Below are 19,256 nucleotides of genomic sequence, written 5' to 3' on the forward strand. Positions count from 1 at the left end.
GCGATCGCGCCGCCCTGCCGATAGGGACGGGGTGATGTCGGTCAGACCGTCTTCTCGGCGCGCGCGCAGCTCCTTCCGGAGCGCCGCGTGATGCCGCCCGCGCGGCGCATACCGATCGCCCTGCTGGGCGTGATCGTGCTCGCCTGCGCCACGCTGGCGGGCGCCTGGACGGCGTCGCGCCACGAGCGTGCCGCGGCGGTCGATCGGCAGCACGAGCTGAGCGAGCGCGTGACGATGGTGCTGGGCGCGGTATCGCGCGCGAACATGCAGCGGTTGACCGATCTCGCTGCGCTGATGTCGATGCGGCGGACGTCGCGGGCGCAGTTCGACGCGGTCGCGCAGAGACTCCTGTCGGCAGGACAGGTCGACGCGATCTGGTACGCCGCACGGGCGCCGGGCGGCGGCGACCGCTACCCGCTCAGATACCTCGCCGACCCCGCTCCACGGCCACCGCGCGGCTACGACCTCGGGCGCGACCTCGCACACGCGGCGACGCTGCGTGCCGCGATGGAGAGCGGCACGACGCAGTCGACCGACCTCGTCAGAGCGCCGGGCGTCAGCTCCGACGCGATCGTGACGGCCTCGCCGGTCTACCGCGGCGGCGTCGCCCTGGACTCGGTCGCCGCTCGCCGGGCCGCGACGATCGGCTTCTCGATCGGCGTCTACCCGGTCGCGAGACTGCGACGCGCGATCGCGACGCTGATACCGAGTGGGATCGGCTACGAGATCACCTCCGCCGACGGTGACCTGATCGCCGGCACGCGCCTGCCGACCGCCGACGCCGACGAGCACGGCGTCGAGATCGCGGGGCGGCGCTGGGTCGTCGCCGTCGCGCGGCCCGCGCCGGACTTCGGCGGCGCCTGGACGATCCTGATCTCCGGCACGATCCTGACGATCGCGCTCGGGCTGCTGATCTGGCAGGCGGCGCGGCGCGAGCGCTACGCGCTCGACCTCGTCGAGGAGCGGATGCGCGAGCGCGACAGCGCGGAGTCGGAGATGCGCGTCGCCGAGCAGCGCCACCGGCTGCTGGCCGACAACGCGACCGACACGATCATCGTCTTCGACCAGGACGGTGTCGTCTCGTATGCATCGCCGGCGTGCAGAGAGCTGATCGGCTACGACCCGGAGGAGATCGTCGGGCATCAGCCGCGCGAGTTCACCCACCCCGACGACCGTATCGAGTTGATCGGCGCGCGCGAGCAGGTGCTCGGCAGAGGCGGGACGATAACCGTCGTCAGCCGCCTGCGGCATCGCGACGGTCATTACGTCTGGGCGGAGGCGCGTGTGCGGCGGATCGTCGATCCGGAGACCGGCGCGCTGCGCGAAGGGCAGGCGACCGTGCGCGACGTCAGCGAGCGCGTCGCCGCGGAGGAGGCGCTGCGTCAGAGCGTCGAGCAGATCGCGCAGGCCGAGCAGCGCTTCCGCACCGCCTTCGAGGCGGCCCCGATCGGGATGGCGCTGTCGGACCTGGAGGGCGGCTTCATCCAGGTCAACGACGCACTCTGCGCGATCACGGGCTACACGCGCGAGGAACTGGAGGAGATGAGCTTTCCGGAGTTGAGTCACCCTGCTGACACAGCGAAGGATGCGGATATGATGAACAGTCTCATTTCCGGTGAACAAAGCACGTACTGGATGGAGAAGCGCTACGTCGACGTCGTCGGCCAAGTCGTGTGGGTGGCAGTCCACGCGACGCTGGTGCGCGCCGCCGACGGCAGCCCGTTGCACTTCCTCGGCCAGATTCAGGACGTCAGCGAGCGCGTTCGCTACGAGGCGCAACTGCAGCACATGGCAGATCACGATCCGCTCACCGGGCTGCTCAATCGCCGCTCGTTCGAGCGTGAGCTGAATCGTCACCTGGTCAACGTGCAGCGCTACGGGCCCGAGGGTGCGGCGCTGGTGCTGGACATCGACCGCTTCAAGCACATCAACGACACGCTCGGGCACAACGTCGGTGACGAGCTGATCGTCAAGGTCGCGCAGACGCTGCGCACGCGGCTGCGCGACAGCGACGTGCTGGCGCGCCTGGGCGGCGACGAGTTCGCCGTGCTGCTGCCCAAGGGCGGGCAGGAGGAGGCGGAGGCGGTCGCCGAATCGATCCTCGCGTCCGTGCGGGCCCAGTCGGTGCTGACGACCGCGGGACGCCGGCGCCCGATCACGACCAGCGTCGGGATCGCCCTGTTCGGCGGCAGCGACGGACTCAGCGCGGAGGACGTCCTGGTCAACGCCGACCTCGCGATGTACGACGCGAAGGAGGCCGGTCGCGACCGCTCCGCGACCTTCTCCACGCAGGAGCGTCACACGTCGCGGATGAAGACGCGGATCACGTGGGCGGAGCGGATCCGCGAGGCGCTGGAGGAGGATCGCTTCACCCTCTACGCGCAGCCGATCGTCGAATTGTCCAGCGGCGTCGTGCGTCAGCACGAGCTGCTGCTGCGGATGCTCGACGAGCAGGGCGAGGTGATCCCGCCCGCTTCGTTCATCGCGATCGCCGAGCGCTTCGACCTGATGCAGGAGATCGATCGCTGGGTCGTCGCGAGGGCGATCCGTCAGATGGGGGAGCAGCACAGGGCGGGGCGCGACCTCGTCTTCGAGGTGAACATCTCCGGCAGCTCGACCGGCGATCCGGACCTGCTGACGATCATCGAGCGTGAGCTGCAGGCCAATCTCGTCAATCCCGCCAACCTCGTGCTCGAGGTGACCGAGACGACCGCGGTCGCCAACATCCCGCGCGCGCAGGAGTTCGCGGCACGCCTGGCAGAGCTCGGCTGCCGCTTCGCGCTGGACGACTTCGGTGCCGGCTTCGGCTCGTTCTACTACTTGAAGCACCTCCCGTTCGACATCCTCAAGATCGACGGTGAGTTCGTCCGCTCGTGCACCACGAGCCCCACCGATCAACTGCTGATCCGTGCGGCAGTGGAGATCGCGCGCGGGATGGGCAAGGAGACGATCGCCGAGTACGTCGGCGATGACGAGACAGTTGAACTGCTGCGCAGACTCGGCGTCGACTACGCACAGGGCTTCCACATCGGGCGCCCCGCTCCCCTGGAGCAGCGGCTCGCGCGCGATTGCGTCGGTTCTTGAGCGTTCTCTGTCCGCCGGATTCTCCTGGCGCGCAGCCTTCCCTCACCAATCAAATTCGTAACGGACCGACGCCACGTTTCATGGCGAAGGGCTGCGAAGGGGTTCAATACATCCCCGTCTATTGGTAGCCTACGGCTCCCCCTCGTCACATCAGGAGTTATGTACATGGCAGATCTCGTTGGGCAAATTCAGCGTGACATCGAAAAGCGGCTCAAGGAACTGCGCCCGCTGATCGAAGAGAAGGATCAGCTCGAAGCCGTGCTCGCCGCGCTCTCCGGCGACTACGCCGCTCCGGTTGCGGTCGCCGCGCCCGCGCGTCCGCGTGCTCGCGCTGCCGCACCCGCGAGTCGTGCGCCGTACGCCGGCGGCAAGTCGCGTCGCGCCCCCCGCGGCGCCAACCGCGAGGCGATCCTCAAGCTCGTCGGCGAGCGCCCGGGCATCTCGGCGGCCGAAGTCGCGGAGATCACGAACATCGCGAAGCCGACGGTGCACACCACGATCTCGCAGCTGAAGCGCAAGGGCATACTCGAGCCGGAGGGCGCCAACGGGGTCAAGCTGGCGTCCTGAGCTTCCAGGGCGCGCCGCCGACGGGGCAGGCGTCAGAGCGGATGCGCGCCCTGGGACTCGAACCCAGCCCGCCGGATTAAAAGTCCGGTGCTCTAACCCGATGAGCTAGACGCGCCCACCAATGGTGCCAGGCTCGGCCGATCGGCGCGGCCAACTACAATGTCTCGCGCCCCGTCACGCCCCCATGGTGTAGCGGTTAGCACGCCAGCCTTTCACGCTGGTAGCGGGGGTTCGATTCCCCCTGGGGGTACTGATCCTCCCGGTGGTGCAACCCGCACCGCCGGGAGGCGGGTAGGTCCGAGCCGCCCGGCATGCGGAGCTCGCGGCCAGCATCTCACCTGACGCAGTCGGCCGCGCGCGCGAGCAGCAGCTCGCGCTCGCGGTCGTTGTCGCACAGCTCGGCGGCGCGCAGCAGTTCGGCGCGCGCCTCGGGCAGGCGGTTCAGGCGGACGAGGAAGTCGGCGCGCACGCTCGGCAGCAGGTGGTAGCCGCGCAGCGCGGGGTCGTCCGCCAGCTCGTCGAGCAGCTTCAGCCCCGCCTCGGGCCCGAACGCCATCGTCACGGCGACTGCGCGGTTCAGCTCCACGACCGGCGAGCCCGTCAGCGCCGCGAGGCCGTCGTAGAGCGCGACGATCCGCGGCCAGTCGGTCGCGTCCATGCTGGCGGCGCGCGCGTGGCAGGCGGCGATCGCAGCCTGCAGCGTGTACGGGCCGAGCGCCTGGCTGAGCTGCTCGGCGCGCTCCAGCGCGGCGAGGCCGCGCTGCACCAGCAGGCGGTCCCAGCGCGCGCGGTCCTGGTCGGCGAGCAGCACGGGCTGGCCGTCGGCCCCGACGCGCGCCCGCAGGCGCGACGCCTGCAGTTCGATCAGCGCCAGCAGGCCCTGGACCTCGGCCTCGCGCGGCAGCAGCCCGGCGAGGATGCGGCCCAGGCGCAGCGCGTCCTCGCACAGCGCCGGCCGCGTCCAGCGCTCGCCCGCGGTCGCGGCGTAGCCCTCGTTGAAGACGAGGTAGATCACCTCCAGCACCGCGGACAGGCGCTCGGCGAGTTCGTCGCGCGCGGGCACCTCGAACGGCACGCGCGTCTCGGTCAGCGTGCGCTTGGCGCGCACGATCCGCTGCGCGATCGTTCCCTCGGAGACGAGGAACGCGCGCGCGATCTCGGGCGTCGAGAGTCCGCCGACGAGGCGCAGCGTCAGCGCGACGCGCGCCTCCCGCGACAGCACCGGATGGCAGGTCATGAAGACCAGGCGCAGCACGTCGTCCTCGACCTCGCCGATCTGCGCGGCGAGGTCGGCCGCGTCGAGCTGCTGCAGCGTCTGCAGCTCGCGCCCGACCAGCTCCTGCTTGCGCTCGAGCGTGACGCGGCGCCGCAGCGCGTCGATCCCGCGGCGCTTGGCGGTGGCCATCAGCCACGCGGCCGGGTTGTCCGGGATGCCCGCCTGCGGCCACTGCTCGAGCGCCGCGACGAGCGCGTCCTGCGCGAGGTCCTCGGCCACCGACACGTCGCGCACGATGCGCGTCAGCCCGGCGATCAGCCGGGCCGACTCGATCCTCCAGACGGCGTCGATCGCGCGGTTGGTGGCCGCGGCGCCCACGCTACTGCTGCGCGTTGATCTGCTGGTCGAGGCGCTCGTTGGCGGCGCGCAGCTCCGGCGTCATCGCCGCCTCGAAGTCGTCCATCTCGAAGATCTGGCGCAGCTCGATCTGCGTGCCGCCGTCGAACGGTGCGCGCTTGATCCACTCGATCGCCTCCTCGAGCGAACCGACCTGCCAGATCCAGTAGCCGGCGATGATCTCCTTCGACTCCGTGAAGGGGCCGTCGATGACGGTCCGCTCTCTGCCGTTGAAGCGGACGCGCGCGCCCTTGGAGGTCGGGTGCAGGCCGTCGCCGGCGAGCATCACCCCGGCCTTGACGAGCTCCTCGTTGTACTTCGTCATCTCTGCCAGCAGATCGGTGCTCGGCATCACGCCGGCCTCTGTATCGGCGTCACCGGGGACCATGACCATGAAACGCATTGCTGCCTCCTCGTGGGGTTGGGGTGGTTCTACTGGCACGTCGAACGAACCCACACGAAATAGACACGTGCCGGGAAAGTTCTTCGCTCATGGCGCGTTGGCGCTATCGAGGCGACGTACGGCATCGCGAAAGCGCCGCGGGGCGAGCCCGTTCGTGCGCTTGAAGGCGTTGCTGAAGGCGCTCTCGGAGCTGTAGCCGAGCGCATGCGCCAGCGCTGCGATCGACGTGTCGTCGTCGTGGAGCGTGCGTTCGGCGATGCGCATGCGCCAGTGATGCAGGTAGGTCAGCGGCGGCATGCCGGCGACGGCTCTGAAGCGCGTCGCAAAGGTCGTGCGCGACATCGCGGACGACCTGGCCAGCTCGTCGAGGTGCCATCGCCGGCCCGGGTCACCGTGCATCAGCCGCAGGGCGGGCGCGAGCCGGTCGTCGGCGAGCGCTCGCAGCCAGCTCGCCGGGAGCGCGTCGGCGCCGTCCACGCACGCGCGCAGGATCTCGACGAACAGCAGTTGGGCGAGCTGCTGCGTGGCGAAGGCCGCGCCGGGCCGGTCGGTCGACATCTCGTGCACGAGCCGGTCGAGCAGCGCGCGCAGCACCGGCGCCTCGGCCGTGCTCGCGCGGATGTGGCCGATGGGCGCAAGCGCGGTCAGCAGCAGCTCCTCGCCGCCGCGGTCCAGCTCCACGTGGCCGCCGATCACGACGACCTCCTGGCCGTCGCCGATGTGGGCGACGGCGCCGGGACTGTCGGCGAACAGCTCGGCGCTCTCGGTCGGCTCGACGGACAGATCACCGGCGAGCACGACCGAGCTGCGGTCGTTGACCACGACGACGTCGCCCTCCTCCAGCAGCAGCGGCTGGGCGACACCGTCGGCAGTGAGCCAGCACGACCCGCGCACGACGGCGCTCAGCTTCAGCCGCGCCTGCGGCCTGAACCGCAGCGCCCAGGCACCACCGACCGAGAAACCGCCGGAGATGACGCAGCGAGCATCGACGAGCGCGAGCGCGTCGGACAGGGGATCGGCGGACATCGCCGTACTATCGCGCAAGAAATACGCACGTTCAAGCATTCAAAGTCCGCAATGGCGGCTCTAGGCTCGGTGGCGCAGCATGAACTTCTGAACGAAGGAAACGACATGCCCACGCCTCAACAGCCGATCGGCTCCCGTTTCGGGGCCGCTGACACCGCCGCCGACGTCGTCAGCGGCATCGACCTGTCCGGCAAGGTCGCGATCGTCACGGGCGGTCACTCCGGCATCGGTGCCGAGACGACGCGAGCGCTGCGCGCCGCCGGCGCGACGGTCGTCGTCCCGGTCCGCGACCCGGACCGCGCTCGCGCGATGCTGGCAGGGATCGACGGCGTCGAGGTCGAGCAGCTGGACCTGATCGACCCCGCCTCCGTCGACGCGTTCGCCGAGCGCTTCCTCGCCTCCGGGCGCCCGCTGCACATGCTCGTCAACAGCGCCGGGATCATGAACGTGCCGCTGCACCGCGACGCACGCGGCTACGAGTCCCACTTCGCGACCAACCACCTGGGGCACTTCCAGCTCGCGGCGCGGCTGTGGCCCGCGCTGCGCCGCGCCGAGGGCGCGCGCGTCGTGGCGGTGTCCGCGTGGGCGCATCGGCTCTCGCCGGTCGTCTTCGACGATCCGCAGTTCGAGCGGCGCGACTACGACCCGTGGCTCGGCTACGGCCAGTCGAAGACGGCCAACATCCTCTTCGCGCTCGCGCTCGACCAGCGCGGCGAGGCCGACGGGATCCGCGGCTTCTCGCTGCATCCCGGCTCGATCGTCGGCACGAACCTCAGCCGCTGGAGCACGCCCGAGCAGCTGAAGGCGTTGGGCGTGATCGACGACGACGGCGTGCCGGTGATCGATCCCGACAGCGGTCGCAAGACGGCGGCGCAGGGCGCCTCCACCAGCGTCTGGTGCGCGACCAGCCCGCAGTTGGACGGACTCGGCGGTGTCTACTGCGAGAGCAACGAGGTCTCTCCGCTCGTCCCCCTGCAGGACGTCGCGGATCTGCTGACCCGCGGCGAGACGCCGATCGGCGTCGTCTCGCACGCGGTCGACCCTGCGGCCGCCGAACGCCTCTGGGCGCTGAGCGAGCGGCTGATGGGGAGCGCGATCTAGCCGTCGGCCCGCCCCACGCTCGGTCGCCGCAACCGCGTCGGTCGCTCAGTCGCGCAGCACGTCGTCGAGCCGCTGCGCGCACAGCAGCAGCGCCTGCTCCTGCGCGGCGAAGACGGTCGCGAGGGCGGCGGTGCGCTCGTCGGCGGGCAGCTCGGGGGAGAGATCGGGCACGCCGGGCAGCAACTCCTGCACGTCGCGCCGCAGGCCGGCGCCGTCGACCGTCTCGGCGAGCTGCAGCAGCAGGCCGTCGCGCACGCGCGCGCCGTCGGCGAAGGCGGCGAGCGCGGTGTCCTGCGTCAGGGGAGCCTCGCGCCCGAAGACGCGGCCGTGCAGGACCGCGGCGTTGGCGTGGCTCTGCTCGCGCTGCGCGGACGCGACGCGCTCGCCGATCCCGACCGCGTCGGCGAGCAGCGCCATCCCCTGCGTGATCGGCGTCGCGTCGAGCGGCAGCAGCGCGCGCAAGGCCGCCGGCAGCTGTTGCATCCACTCCTCGCGCTGACGCCTGGCGTCGGCGAACAGCTGCTCGATGCGGTCACGGTAGGCGGGCGCGGAGGACTCCATGCGCTCCAGGGTAGGACGCGGCACGCGCGGCGCGCGGGCGGGTGACCGTCACACCCCCAGCACGCGAGCGCGCTGCTCGGGCATGATGGAGGGCATGGACGAGATCTTCCCTGGCCTGCTCAGCTGGACCGCCTACCGCGAGACGATAGGTCAGCCGGTGCATTCCGCCTACGTGGTGGAGGCGCGCACGCTGATCGATCCGATGGTCCCGCAGGAGGGACTCAGCGCCTTCGGCACGAGCGAGCTGCCGGCGCCCGAGCGGATCCTGCTGACCAACCGCCACCATCGCCGCCACAGCGCGCGCTTCGCGGAGCGCTTCAACTGCACCGTCGCGGCGAACGAGCGCGGGCTCTACGAACTGCTCGACGCGCCGCTGCGCGTGCGCGGCTTCAGACCGGGCGACGAGGTCGCGCCCGGGATCGTCGCGCAGGAGGTCGGCGTGCTGTGCCCGGACGAGAGCGCGCTGCACGTGAACTACGACCGCGGCGCGCTGGCGATCGCCGACGGCGCGATCCGCGTCGACGACGACGGCGCGCTCGGCTTCTTCCCCGACCACCTGCTCGGCGACGACCCGGGCGCGGTCCAGCACGGGCTCGCCGCGGCCTACCTGAGACTGTGCGACGAGCTCGACTTCGACGTGCTGCTGATGGCGCACGGCGCGCCTGTCGTCAGCGACGGCAAGGGCGCCCTGCGCGCGTTCGCGGAGGCGGTGCTGCGCGGCTAGGTGAGGGCGCGCGGCGCGCGGCGCTAAGCGTCGGCTGGGGCGTCGGCGCTGGCGCTCTCCAGCTCCGGCACCAGCTGCGCGACCGACTCGACGATCCGCGTCGGGCGGAAGGGGAAGCGCTCGGCCGCCTCGCGCGTGGCGACGCCGGTCAGCACGAGGATCGTCTCCAGGCCCGCCTCGAGGCCGGCGACGACGTCGGTGTCCATCCGGTCGCCGATCATCGCCGTCGTCTCGGAGTGGGCGTCGATCGCGTTCAGCGCGGAGCGCATCATCAGCGGGTTCGGCTTGCCGACGAAGTACGGCTCGACGCCCGTCGCGCGCTGGATCAGCGCCGCCACCGCGCCGGTCGCCGGCAGCGGGCCCTGCAGCGACGGGCCGGTCGCGTCCGGGTTGGTCGCGATGAAGCGCGCCCCGTCGGTGATCAGCCGGATCGCCGCCGTGATCCGCTCGAAGCTGTACGTGCGCGTCTCGCCGAGCACGACGTAGTCCGGCTCGCGCTCGGTCAGCGTGTAGCCGTTCTGGTGCAGCGCGGTCGTCAGGCCGGCCTCGCCGATCACGAACGCGGAGCCGTGCGGACGCTGGTCCTGCAGGAACTGCGCCATCGCGTTGGCGGAGGTCCAGATCCGCTCCTCCGGCACCTCCAGCCCGCTCAGTCGCAGTCGCGCCGACAGATCGCGGCGCGTGTAGATCGAGTTGTTGGTCAGCACGAGGAAGGGGATCTCGCGCGCTTTCAGCACTTCGAGGAACCTGTCGGCGCCTGCGATTGCGCTCTCCTCGTGGACGAGCACGCCGTCCATGTCCATCAGCCAGGATCTGATCTCACGCCGTCTGCTCACGCTGCGCATCGTAGTCGAGCCCGGGTCGATGGCGGCGCGCGGATACCATGCCGGTGCACGCGGGCGGTTAGCTCAGTTGGTAGAGCACTCGCCTTACAAGCGAGAGGTCGCCGGTTCGAGCCCGGCACCGCCCATCCGCACCGCGTGCCGTGCCCGCCGCTACGGCTTGCGCGGCAGCCCGAACAGCGGTGTGCGGACGGGCGTCGCGGCGCCGACGAGCTGGACCAGGCCGTTGCCGCCGACGAACTCGCTCAGCGGCGAGCCGTTCGTCCAGTTGTTCGCCAGCCAGACGTTGCCGGACGGATCGACCTGGACCGCGGTGATGTGCTCGAAGCTCGCGCTGTCGTAGCCCGCCCGCTTCGGCGAGATCGGCGCGCCGGTTCTGACGCCGGGCGGGCAGCTGCCGCGTCTGACGCCGCACAGCTCGGTCAGGTTGCCGCCGAGGAAGCCGGCGACCCAGACGTGGTCGGCGCCGTCGACGGCGACGCCCCAGCCGCCTTTCACGCTGCTGCGCCCCAGCGGCGAGTCGGACGAGATTCTGCCGTCGGGCAGCACGCGCGTGACGCTGCGCGAGAAAAGGTTGCTGACCCAGACGTTGTTGGCGCTGTCGACCGCGACGCCCTGCGGCGAGCGCAGGCCGCCGCCCGTGATCGGCGACGCCTTCGTCGGCGTGCCGTCGGGCAGCAGCTCCGTGACGGAGCCCGTTCTCGACTCGGCGCCGTTGGAGACCCACACGTGGCCGCGGCCGTCGAGCTGGATCCCGAACGGCTTGGAGATCCCGCCGCCGCTGATCACCTGCGCCCGCTTCGGATCGCCGCCGCGGTAGCGCACGACCGTGTCGTTGCCGAAGCTGGCGATCCAGACGTCGCCGTTGTGACCGATCGCGACGCCCTGCGGTCTGGCCAGGTCGCCGGCCGTGAAGCCGCCCGAGGGCGACAGCGGTCTGCCGTCGGGGGCGTTGAGGCTGATGCTGTCGCCGGCGAAGTTGGCGTTCCAGATCCGCCCTCTCTGGTCGACGGCCGTGCCCCAGCCCGGTCCTCTGATGCCGCCGCCGAAGATCGGGCTGTCGAGGATCGGCTGGCCGACCGGGCTGAGCGCCGTCAGGCCGAGGCCGGCGGTCGTGCCGGGCGTCTGGAAGTTGTTGCCGGTCCAGGCGTTGCCGGCGGCGTCGAACGCCATCCGGCCGGGGGCGTTCATCCCGCCGCCGGTGTAGACGAGCGCGAGGATCCAGGCGCCGGGGGCGCGCGTGAGCGCCGGGCCGTAGGCGGCTCTGGCTCTGGCTCTGCCTCTCCGGCCCGCGCCGCGCGCGAGCGCGAACAGCGCGTCCTGGTGCTGCGACGGGTGGTGCGCGATCGCGACGACCGCCGCGAGCGTGTCGGCCGGGCGCGCGCCGCCCTGCGGCCGCGCCGCGTCGAGCAGCCGGCGGCAGTCCTTCGACGTGCCGGTCGTGCAGGAGGCGAGCGCGTTGGAGAGCGTGTTGAACGTCGGCAGCGCCTCGGTCGCGAGCCCGTTCGGCGAGGTCGAGAGGACGAAGCTGACCTTGCCGGCGCTGCTCTCGAACAGGTTCGCCGCGGTTGCGGCGGCGTTGCGCAGGCCCGGGTCGGGGCCGGAGATGCGCGTGCCGTCGATGAAGCGCGCGAGCGCGTAGCCGCCCGCGACGGTGCTGCGCTCCTCGATGAACAGCTCGTCGGGCGCCGCCGCCAGCGGGTTGACGATCGCCAGCAGCCGCACCTGCGCGCTGAGCGTGCGCCCGTCGCGGTTGCCGCCGGTCGCGATCGCGTACAGCGGCGCGCCGCCCTTCGGCGCGTCGTAGCGGATTCTGAAGCTGCCGTCAGCCGCGCTGCGATCGCTGCCGAGCGCCGTCGCGCCATGCGCACCGGCCGCGAACAGCCGCACGGTCGACTGCGCGACCGGGCTGCCCGCCGCCTCGACGGTACCGTCCAGCGTGGCGGCGCTGGCCGCCGCAGTCGTGAGCGTCGTGGCGGTGAGAGCGATCGCGAACGCGATCAGCGGCTGGCAGCGGCGAGACATCCGTGTCGGTCCTCCAGGGGGAAAGGTGCGTGGACCGTATCAACGCGGCTGCCCGCTTCCAGTCGTTTCGCTGCTCCGTCTGAGAACCTTTCGCACGATGGCCGAGTCGCAACCGCTCCCGTTCGACCCGATCGCAGAGGCCCGCCGGCACTGGCGCGAGCGCTGGGGCGAGGGACCGGCGCGACCGATGGCGGCCGTCACGTCGATCATGCGCGCGCAGCAGATCCTGCTCGCGCGCCTCAACGAGCTGCTGCGCCCGCACGGGCTCACGTTTCCCCGCTACGAGACGCTGATGCTGCTCGTCTTCAGCTCCAGAGGCTCGCTGCCGGTCGGCAAGATGGGCGAGCGGCTGCAGGTCCACCGCACCTCGATGACGCACATGGCCGATCGCCTGGAGGAGGCGGGCCTCGTCACGCGCGTCTCGCACGCGCAGGACCGCCGCTCGACGCTGATCGCGATCACGGAGGCCGGCCGCGAGCTGGCCGAGCGCGCGACGCAGGCGCTCAACGCCGCCGGGATGGCGATGGACCCGCTCGCGCCCGAGGAGCAGGAGTCGATCACGCGCCTGCTGAGCGCGATCCGGCGCGACGAGGGGGACTTCGCGGCGGATGCCGTGACGGCGGCGGATGTGGGTTCGACGGCCGAGCCCCGCGGCGAGCGTGCGGCGGCCGGCGGCGAGCGTGCGGTGGCGGCCGAGCCTGTCCGCGGTTCGGCCTAGGCGACGGCGGAGCGGCCTGTGATCGCGTCGCCCTGGCGCCAGCGAATCGTCGTGGTGCTCGCCGTCGTGACGGCGGTGCTGCTGGCCGCGGCGGGGGTCGCGGGCTACGTGCGCGACGAGCTGGTCGACCGCGACAACTTCAGCGCGCGCGCCGCGGCCGCGCTCGACGACGCCGACGTGCGCGCGGTCGTCGCCGACAAGGTCGTCGACGGGGTCGCGGCCGGCGTCACGCCGGACGTGCTGGCGATCCGCCCGCTCGTCACGACCGCGATCGCGTCACTCGCGAACACGGCCCAGTTCAAGCGCATCTTCCGGCGCGCGATCGCCGACCAGCACCGCGCGCTCTTCTACGGCAGATCGAGAGCGGTGCTCGACCTCGAGTACGCCGGCGGCCTGCTGCAGGAGTCGCTGCGCAGCGTCTCGCCGCTGGTCGCGCGACGGATCCCGCCCGGGACCGAGCCGCAGCTCGCCGCGCTCGACGCCGACGACCTGCGCGTGACGATCGCGCGCAAGCTGACGAACGTCTCCGGCTGGTGGCTGCCGCTGCTGATCGCGGCGGCGCTCGCCTCGATCGCGTGCGGGGTGCTGGCGGGCGGCGTGCGCGACGGGATCGCCTACCTCGGCGCCGCAATCGCGGCCGCGGGCCTGACGGTCGCGTTGCTGACGATGGTCGCGGCGGCGTGGGTCGTCGGGCGCGTCTCGGCCGGCGAGGAAGAGAGACGGGCCGCGGTGCGCGCGATCTGGGACGCGCTGTTCGCGGACCTGCGCACGAGCGCGCTCGTCGCCGCGCTCGGCGGCCTCGTGATCGCGGGTGTCGCCTCGCGGCGCCCGGTCGTGCTGTTCGCGCATCTGCGGCGGTTGAGCGGGGCCCCGGCGCGCGCGCCGCGAGCGCTGCGCGGCGCCGGCCTGCTGGCGCTCGGCGCCGCGGTCGTGCTGGAGCCGTCGCTGGCCGTGCGCGCGGTCAGCGTGCTCGCGGGGTTGCTGCTGATCCTGCTGGGGATCGGGGAGCTGCGGGGGCGGGCCAACAAGAAACAGGAGAGAGAACGGGAAGCGACCCCCGTCAGACCGCTCATCCTCGTCGGCATCGTCGCGGGCGTCGTCACCGCGATGGTGCTCGCCGTCGCGCTCGTGCTGCCGGCGCCGAAGGTCGAGGCGCCGCCGGCGCTGGCGGCGCTGGCCGGGCCGGCCGGCTCCTGCAACGGGTCGCTGGCGAACTGCGGCAAGCGCCTCAACGAGGTCGTCTTCCCCTCGACGCACAACTCCTACGCGGCGGCCGACGAGCCCGGCTGGCTGTTCCCCAACCAGCGCTACGGGATCGAGCGGCAGCTGCGCGACGGCATCCGCGGGCTGCTGATCGACGTCCACTGGGGCGAGCTGGACCCGGCGACCGGTCTGGTGCGGACGGACCTCGACGCCGAGGGATCGGATCGCAACAAGGTCGCCAAGCAGCTCAGCCCGCAGGCGCTGCGCGCGGCCGAGAGACTGGTCGGGCGGATCGGCGTCGGCACCGGCAGCGGCAACCCGAGACCGTACCTCTGCCACACGCTCTGCGAGCTCGGCTCAGAGCCGCTCGACGAGCAGTTCGAGATCGTCCGCCGCTTCCTCGACGCCAACCGCGGCGAGGTCGTGATCCTGTTCGTCGAGCCGTACGTGCCGGTCCAGGTGATCGAGGACTCGCTGCAGCGCACCGGCCTGTTGTCCGAGGCCGCCGAGCTGCAGCGCGACGAGCCGCTGCCGACGCTCGGCGAGCTGGTCGACGCGAACACGCGGCTGGTGGTCCTGAGCGAGCTGGACGGCGGCTCGCGCCCGTGGTACCTCGACGGCTTCTCGTTCGTCCAGGACACGCCGCTGACCGCGACGAACCCGGACAACCTCAGCTGCGAGCGCTGGCGCGGCACGGCCGACAGCCCGCTGCTGATGCTGAACCACTGGACCGTCAACTTCCCACCGTCACCCTCGCGCAACCGCGCCATAGGCGGGCCCGTGCTGCGGGATCAGATGAACCGCTGCGAGCGCGAGCGCGGGCAGTTGCCGAACCTCGTCGCGGTCGACTTCTACGAGCTGACGGGCGTGCTGCGGCTCGCCCACCAGCGCAACGAGCGTGCGACGACGCCATGATCGCCGGCCACCGACCGAGGAGCATCACCGCCATGCGCCGCACCGCACTCGCCATCGCACTGCTCGGGACGCTGCTGCTCGCGGCCGGCTGCGGCAGCAGCGACGACGACCAGTCCGCCGCGACGACGGGCGGCGCGACGACGACGACCGGCAGCGGTAGCGACACCGGCGCCTCGCCGAGCGGCGCCGCTCCCAACGCCGACGACCTGAACGGGCGCACGTTCGTCTCGACCGCCGTCACCGGCCACGAGCTGGTGCCCGGAACGGAGATCACGCTCGGCTTCGAGCAGAGCGGCCTCGGCGTCAAGGCCGGCTGCAACTCGATGGGCGGCGCGTACGCGTTGGAGGACGGCACGCTCAGATGGGCCGCCGCGCCCGCGACGACGATGATCGGCTGCGAAGCGCCGTTGCAGAGACAGGACGAGTGGCTGACCGACTTCCTCGCCGGCGGGGCGAAGATCGCAGCTGACGGTGAGCGCCTGACGTTGGAGCGCGACGGCGTCACGATCGAGTTGAGAGAGGGCACCGCAGGTCACACGCCGCCGCCGATCGCCGGCACGAACTGGACGTTGGAGACGATCGCCGGGCGCGACGGCACCGCCGCGAGCGTGCCCGCCGGCGTCGAGCCGCCGACGCTGCGCTTCGCCGACGGCAGAGCCGAGGTCTTCGCCGGCTGCAACCGCGGCGGCGGCAGCGCGCAGCTGCGCGACGACGGGTTCGCGATCTTCGGACCGCTCGCGTTGACGGAGATGGCGTGTGACGCGCCCGCGATGAGACTGGAGCAGCTCGTCACCGCGATCCTGCGCGGCAGAGCCGCGCTCGGCTTCGACGGCGGCGGCAATCTGACGGTCGCCAAGAACGGCCAGCACCTCGTCTTCCGCGCGGGCTGAACGCCGACCGCGCGGTCGGTACGCTGCCCGACGGGTCGCGCGGCACGGCGCGGCCCAGCGAACGAGAGGACGTCCAGCATGACCGCAGCAGGGATCGGGAGCGTCGCCGTCGTCGGCGCCGGCTTCATGGGTTCGGGCATCGCAGAGTCAGCCGCGCGCGCGGGCGCGACGGTGATTCTGCACGAGATGGACCAGAGCGCGCTGGAGCGCTCCGAGCAGCGCATCTCGGCGTCGGTGGCGAAGGCGGTCGAGGGCGGCAAGCTGACGCGCGAGGACGGCGACGCGCTGATCGGCCGGATCTCCTGGACGAGAGAGTTCCACAGCCTCGCCGGCGCGCAGCTGGCGATCGAGGCGGTCGTCGAGGACGAGCACGTCAAGGCCGACGTCTTCAACCGCCTCGACGCGATCCTCGCGCCCGACGCGATCATCGCCTCCAACACCTCGTCGATCCCGATCGCCCAGCTGGCGGCCGCGACCGGCCGTGCGGATCGAGTGGTCGGCCTGCACTTCTTCTCGCCGGTACCGGTGATGAAGCTGGTCGAGATCGTGATCGCGCTCGATACGTCCGCGGCGACCGTGGCGCGCGCGTCGAGCTTCGTCGAGGCGCTCGGCAAGACGGCGGTGCGCACGAAGGACCGCTCGGGCTTCGTCGTCAACATGCTGCTGGTGCCGTACCTGATGGCGGCGGTGAGAATGTACGAGGAGGGGTTCGCCTCGGCCGAGGACATCGACGCGGCGATGAAGCTCGGCGCCGGCCACCCGATGGGGCCGCTGACGTTGGCCGACTTCATCGGCCTCGACGTGCTATACGCCGTCTGCGACTCGCTCTACGAGGAGTTCAAGCGCGACGAGTACGCGCCGCCGCCGCTGATGAAGCGGATGGTCGCGGCGGGGCGCCTGGGGCGCAAGACCGGCCGCGGGTTCTACGACTACGGCTAGGGCGCGCCGCGTGCGCGGCCGCGCGGGGGCTCGGCGCGGCCAGGCATGCGACTTCGGGTCCGGGCCGGCCGGTGGCGATTCGCCGGCGCCACCGGCCGTCCCGTTCCCGCTCGATTCGGCGTCGGGGTTTCGAGGGACCGCTTCCGTCAGCCGATCAAGACTCGCGACGGATCCGCTGGATCGACGCGCACCGGGATCGACGCTCCCGGCTGAAAGTTGGCGAGCACGAGCCTCGAGACGACCTGGCGGTGGGTCACCTCGTACGGCTCGCGGTTGTCGACGGAGACGAGCAGGTCGAACTCGACCTGCGGGTTCTGATTGATCGTCAGGCCGGTGTCGCGGACCGCCTGCACGGTTGCCTGAGCGATCAGCCCGGTCGCCATCAACCGCTGGGCGTCCGCCTGCTGGCGGCCCAGCGCCGACAGCTGCTCGTTGCGGTCGCGCTCCATCGATCCGATCTCTCCGATGCCCATGCTGCCTCCGTCTCTCGTGCCATCCAGAACGTACGCTTGGGCGCGCGTCGCGTCAGTGCCGCGCTGGTCTCGGATTGGTCTCAGAGTCGGGTCCCGTACCCACATCTGAGCGTGTGCGCGAGCGCCGATCGGGCGTAGCGTGCGGCCGATGAAGACTTCGTTTCGCGCGTGCGCGCTCGCGCTCTCCTCGCTCGCGGTCGCCGCCGCGGCCACTATGACGTTGTCGTCGCCGGCGCTCGCGGCCGCGAGATCCAGACCGAGACAGCAGGTGCGCATCCTCGGCTTCACGACGTTCACGCGCATAGGGATCCCGCAGGTGCAGGCGAAGCCCGGCAGAACGATCACCGACTGCTACACGCGCGGCGACGGCGAGCGCGAGGTCAACGTCGTCTACTCCGGCAGAGGGATCGCGAAGGGCACGAAGGTCGGCGTCGCGCTGTGGGGCGGCGAGCCGCGCGGCGGCTACGACGTCGAGCCGGCGGTCGCGGAGATCATGAGAAGCGCGTTCAAGTGGCCGGTCAGAGCGGAGCAGTCGAGAACGCTCGCGTACGGCTACCTGTTCGCGACCGGGCCGTTCGGGCCGGTGCGGATCGACGGCAGATGGACCGCGTCGATCGTCGTCGCCGGCAGAGTGGTCGTGCGCAAGAGCGTGACGATCGCCTGCGCGTAGGCGAGTGATCCGGGCGCCGCGGCGTCGCCGCTGCGGCGACGCCCGTCAGCCCGCGGTCAGCCCCGCCGGCACGCCGCGCTCGCGCACGATCATCTCGAGCGGATCGCGCGGGCTCAGCGTCGGCATCTGACGGACCGTCATCGTGCGGCCGGGGAACAGCTCGAGGCGGTGGCGCTGCAGCAGCAGCGTGACGATCGTCTTGATCTCCAGCTGGCCGAAGCGCATCCCGATGCAGGTGCGCGAGCCGCCGCCGAACGGTATGTAGGCGCCCTTCGGCAGCGCGGCCTTTGAGGCGGGCGCGAAGCGCTCAGGCACGAACGCCTCCGGCTCGGGCCAGACGTCGGGCAGGCGGTGACTGGCCCAGGAGGAGTAGTTGACGTAGGAGCCGGCCGGGACGGTGTGCCCGCCGAACTCGAACGTCTCGACGTTGCGGCGCGGGCCGACCCAGGCGGCGGGATAGAGCCGCAGCGTCTCGTCGAGCACCATCTCCAGCTCGGGCAGCGTGCCGCCGGTGAGGTCGGCGGCGGTCGGCGTGCGGCCGGCGAGGACGCGGTCCTGCTCGTCCAGCAGCTTCTGCAGCGCGGCCGGGTGGCGGGCCAGCTCGTAGAGCATGAAGGAGACGGTCGAGGTGGTCGTGTCGTGGCCGGCGAAGAGGAGGGTCATGACCTGGTCGCGGACCTCGCGGTCGGTCAGCGGCTCCTCGCCGTCGGCGTCGCGCGCGTCGAGCAGGAGGGACATCACGTCGCTGCGCTCGGGGTCGGGGTCGCGCCGGCGGCGGGCGATCTCGGCGTAGACGATCTCGTCGAGCGTGCGGCGGGCGTGCTGCATCCGGTGCCACGGGGTGTGCGGCCCGCGCAGCACGCGCATCGCGAAGTCCTCGCCGTAGAAGGAGAGCGCGCGCTCGAAGTCGACCGCGGCGCGCTGGCCGGCGCCCCGCTGGTCGGGATCGAGCCCGAAGAGGGCTTTCATCGCGACGCGCAGGGCCAGCTCGCGCGCCCAGTGGTAGACGTCGACGAGTCTGCCGGGCTCCCAGTCGTCAAGCGCCCGCAGCGTTTCGGCGACCATCGTGTCGCCGGCCGCGGCGATCCGCTCGCGATGGAACGCCGGCAGCATGATCTTGCGCGCGCGGCGGTGGTAGGCGCCGTCGATCGTCAGCATCCCGTCGCCGAGCAGCGGGATCAGGTCCCCGAAGCTGCCCTCGCGCCAGTGGAAGTTGTCCGCGTGGGAGACGGTGATGTAGTGGTTCGCCGCCGGCCCGAGCATGAACACGACGCGCCCGTGGAACAGCCGCATGCTGAAGATCGGCCCATATTGCTGGTACGCGGGCAGCAGGATCGGCAGCGGATCGCGCACGAAGCGGAAGGTCCGCTGGATGTTGAAATCGCCCGGCCCCGGCGGAAACGGCACGTCCGCCGTCCGCTCCTCGTAGAGGTCGACCAGGATCCGCCGAAGCGGGTTGCTGGAGAGCTGATCCGGCGCTGTGACGGACATGCGCCCACCTTA

The 19,256-nt window shown here is 71.7% G+C and carries 17 protein-coding genes and 3 tRNA genes; 11 read left to right on the forward strand and 9 right to left on the reverse strand.

Annotated elements, in window-relative coordinates:
- Positions 1 to 90: 90 nt before the first annotated feature.
- Positions 91 to 3,084: an EAL domain-containing protein gene (locus Q7L65_RS14350; RefSeq protein WP_304722144.1), complete on the forward strand. Its 2,994-nt coding sequence runs from the start codon at positions 91 to 93 to the stop codon at positions 3,082 to 3,084.
- A gap of 165 nt (positions 3,085 to 3,249) precedes the next feature.
- Positions 3,250 to 3,651: a winged helix-turn-helix domain-containing protein gene (locus Q7L65_RS14355; protein WP_304722145.1), complete on the forward strand. Its 402-nt coding sequence runs from the start codon at positions 3,250 to 3,252 to the stop codon at positions 3,649 to 3,651.
- A gap of 42 nt (positions 3,652 to 3,693) precedes the next feature.
- Here the strand turns inward: Q7L65_RS14355 and Q7L65_RS14360 are convergent.
- Positions 3,694 to 3,766 (reverse strand) — tRNA-Lys (locus Q7L65_RS14360).
- A gap of 63 nt (positions 3,767 to 3,829) precedes the next feature.
- On the opposite strand from Q7L65_RS14360, the gene Q7L65_RS14365 reads away from it, so the two are divergent.
- Positions 3,830 to 3,901: transfer RNA gene (locus Q7L65_RS14365), tRNA-Glu, on the forward strand.
- A gap of 84 nt (positions 3,902 to 3,985) precedes the next feature.
- Here Q7L65_RS14365 and Q7L65_RS14370 read toward each other — a convergent pair.
- The 3 genes from Q7L65_RS14370 to Q7L65_RS14380 all read right to left on the reverse strand — a co-directional run bounded on the left by Q7L65_RS14370 (position 3,986) and on the right by Q7L65_RS14380 (position 6,692).
- Positions 3,986 to 5,245, reverse strand: coding sequence for an RNA polymerase sigma factor (locus Q7L65_RS14370; protein WP_304722146.1), 1,260 nt, complete (start codon positions 5,243 to 5,245; stop codon positions 3,986 to 3,988).
- Between the two features lies 1 nt (position 5,246).
- A complete protein-coding gene (locus Q7L65_RS14375) occupies positions 5,247 to 5,666 on the reverse strand; it encodes a YciI family protein (protein ID WP_304722147.1) in 420 nt (139 codons plus the stop codon).
- Between the two features lie 87 nt (positions 5,667 to 5,753).
- On the reverse strand, positions 5,754 to 6,692 hold the full coding sequence (locus Q7L65_RS14380) for an AraC family transcriptional regulator (protein ID WP_304722148.1): 939 nt from the start codon (positions 6,690 to 6,692) through the stop codon (positions 5,754 to 5,756).
- Positions 6,693 to 6,797: 105 nt separating this feature from the next.
- Between Q7L65_RS14380 and Q7L65_RS14385 the strand changes: the two genes are divergently transcribed.
- Complete coding sequence (locus tag Q7L65_RS14385; protein WP_304722149.1) at positions 6,798 to 7,793, forward strand: SDR family NAD(P)-dependent oxidoreductase; 996 nt, start codon at positions 6,798 to 6,800, stop codon at positions 7,791 to 7,793.
- Positions 7,794 to 7,838: 45 nt separating this feature from the next.
- On the opposite strand, the gene Q7L65_RS14390 is transcribed toward Q7L65_RS14385, so the two are convergent.
- The gene (locus tag Q7L65_RS14390) at positions 7,839 to 8,354 is read right to left on the reverse strand and encodes a hypothetical protein (protein ID WP_304722150.1); all 516 of its coding nucleotides are present in this window, start codon (positions 8,352 to 8,354) and stop codon (positions 7,839 to 7,841) included.
- A gap of 94 nt (positions 8,355 to 8,448) precedes the next feature.
- Here Q7L65_RS14390 and Q7L65_RS14395 point away from each other — a divergent pair, with 94 nt between their 5' ends.
- Entirely contained in the window at positions 8,449 to 9,078 is a 630-nt protein-coding gene (locus Q7L65_RS14395; protein WP_304722151.1) for a hypothetical protein, read from the forward strand.
- A 23-nt stretch (positions 9,079 to 9,101) separates the two neighbouring features.
- Here the strand turns inward: Q7L65_RS14395 and Q7L65_RS14400 are convergent, their stop codons facing one another.
- Complete coding sequence (locus Q7L65_RS14400) at positions 9,102 to 9,923, reverse strand: HAD-IIA family hydrolase (protein WP_304722152.1); 822 nt, start codon at positions 9,921 to 9,923, stop codon at positions 9,102 to 9,104.
- Positions 9,924 to 9,975: 52 nt separating this feature from the next.
- On the opposite strand from Q7L65_RS14400, the gene Q7L65_RS14405 reads away from it, so the two are divergent.
- Positions 9,976 to 10,048: transfer RNA gene (locus Q7L65_RS14405), tRNA-Val, on the forward strand.
- 25 nt (positions 10,049 to 10,073) lie between these two features.
- Here the strand turns inward: Q7L65_RS14405 and Q7L65_RS14410 are convergent.
- The gene (locus Q7L65_RS14410; RefSeq protein WP_304722153.1) at positions 10,074 to 11,945 is read right to left on the reverse strand and encodes a hypothetical protein; all 1,872 of its coding nucleotides are present in this window, start codon (positions 11,943 to 11,945) and stop codon (positions 10,074 to 10,076) included.
- 97 nt (positions 11,946 to 12,042) lie between these two features.
- Between Q7L65_RS14410 and Q7L65_RS14415 the strand changes: the two genes are divergently transcribed.
- The 4 genes from Q7L65_RS14415 to Q7L65_RS14430 all read left to right on the forward strand — a co-directional run bounded on the left by Q7L65_RS14415 (position 12,043) and on the right by Q7L65_RS14430 (position 16,610).
- On the forward strand, positions 12,043 to 12,663 hold the full coding sequence (locus Q7L65_RS14415) for a MarR family winged helix-turn-helix transcriptional regulator (RefSeq protein WP_304722154.1): 621 nt from the start codon (positions 12,043 to 12,045) through the stop codon (positions 12,661 to 12,663).
- 18 nt (positions 12,664 to 12,681) lie between these two features.
- Positions 12,682 to 14,781 (forward strand): hypothetical protein, encoded by a 2,100-nt coding sequence (locus Q7L65_RS14420; protein ID WP_304722155.1) that lies wholly within the window; start codon positions 12,682 to 12,684, stop codon positions 14,779 to 14,781.
- A 32-nt stretch (positions 14,782 to 14,813) separates the two neighbouring features.
- Entirely contained in the window at positions 14,814 to 15,671 is an 858-nt protein-coding gene (locus tag Q7L65_RS14425; RefSeq protein WP_304722157.1) for an META domain-containing protein, read from the forward strand.
- Positions 15,672 to 15,749: 78 nt separating this feature from the next.
- Positions 15,750 to 16,610: a 3-hydroxybutyryl-CoA dehydrogenase gene (locus Q7L65_RS14430; RefSeq protein ID WP_304722158.1), complete on the forward strand. Its 861-nt coding sequence runs from the start codon at positions 15,750 to 15,752 to the stop codon at positions 16,608 to 16,610.
- Positions 16,611 to 16,756: 146 nt separating this feature from the next.
- On the opposite strand, the gene Q7L65_RS14435 is transcribed toward Q7L65_RS14430, so the two are convergent.
- Positions 16,757 to 17,083: a DUF3592 domain-containing protein gene (locus tag Q7L65_RS14435; RefSeq protein ID WP_304722159.1), complete on the reverse strand. Its 327-nt coding sequence runs from the start codon at positions 17,081 to 17,083 to the stop codon at positions 16,757 to 16,759.
- A gap of 148 nt (positions 17,084 to 17,231) precedes the next feature.
- Between Q7L65_RS14435 and Q7L65_RS14440 the strand changes: the two genes are divergently transcribed.
- A complete protein-coding gene (locus tag Q7L65_RS14440) occupies positions 17,232 to 17,753 on the forward strand; it encodes a hypothetical protein (protein WP_304722160.1) in 522 nt (173 codons plus the stop codon).
- Positions 17,754 to 17,798: 45 nt separating this feature from the next.
- Here Q7L65_RS14440 and Q7L65_RS14445 read toward each other — a convergent pair whose 3' ends face one another.
- The gene (locus Q7L65_RS14445; protein ID WP_304722162.1) at positions 17,799 to 19,244 is read right to left on the reverse strand and encodes a cytochrome P450; all 1,446 of its coding nucleotides are present in this window, start codon (positions 19,242 to 19,244) and stop codon (positions 17,799 to 17,801) included.
- Between the last annotated feature and the right edge of the window lie 12 nt (positions 19,245 to 19,256).

It is taken from the genome of Conexibacter sp. CPCC 206217 (assembly GCF_030646165.1).
Taxonomy (GTDB): domain Bacteria; phylum Actinomycetota; class Thermoleophilia; order Solirubrobacterales; family Solirubrobacteraceae; genus Conexibacter.